The following is a 722-nucleotide window of genomic DNA, read 5'->3' on the forward strand; positions in this document are numbered from 1 at the left end:
ATTCCGCTATCGCCGTGCGGCTTATTTTGGTTTATTGAAAGTCACTGCGCAAAGTCATTTGAAGGCGGTTTGTATCAACCTGCCGAAGGCTGCCAACAGGCTCCGTGTGCCTGCTGCTGTCTGAAAAAGGGGGGGGATATGTTCCAAAATAGGGAATCATAGGTAATTATGGGGCATTTAATATTGAAAAAAAGCGTACGTTAGTCACCTAAGTATGCTTTTTTTGATTATGGGTTGGGTTTTGTAAAGGTCTCGTTTTTTTATTTTTACGCAGAATGCACACCACACACCAGCCGCGCCGCTGGTGTTTTTCATTGCCAAGCTATGAGCATGAGACCGCCTGAAACGCCGGTAAGCAGCATTTATCAATTTTTCAAAAACTGACAAAACAGAAAATAGCGGAATATAATCAACTGAAACTAAAAATATTTTGGCTGCTAATTTTGACAATGCCGATATATGGCAGTATTTCAGATGGGGCTCAGGAATCTAATCCAACGGTATATTCCGTGACATTTCCAACAAAATTACATACAGGTTATCATGTCTGTGATTAAAGCGGAATCCCGTTTCTTCCAGGTGCCAAGTGAGGCTCCAAGCGGTCGTAGCAGGTAGCGGCAGCACGAAAATGCTTCAAATTTTCAAAGGCATTCCCAACCCAATGCCTCATTTATACAAGTACCCATCCATAAGTACCCATCCATGGATACATTCAACCGTGC

Annotated in this window: 2 pseudogenes; one reads left to right on the forward strand and one right to left on the reverse strand. The window is 42.8% G+C overall.

Annotation, left to right across the window (positions count from 1 at the left end):
- Positions 1–124, forward strand: a pseudogene (locus C7N83_RS14045) (IS5/IS1182 family transposase); the annotation flags it as partial.
- 365 nt (positions 125–489) lie between these two features.
- Here C7N83_RS14045 and C7N83_RS16465 read toward each other — a convergent pair.
- Positions 490–582 (reverse strand): annotated as a pseudogene (locus C7N83_RS16465) (IS1595 family transposase); the annotation flags it as partial.
- Positions 583–722: the final 140 nt, after the last annotated feature.

Origin of the sequence: Neisseria iguanae (genome assembly GCF_003013245.1) — a bacterium.
Lineage (GTDB): Bacteria > Pseudomonadota > Gammaproteobacteria > Burkholderiales > Neisseriaceae > Neisseria > Neisseria iguanae.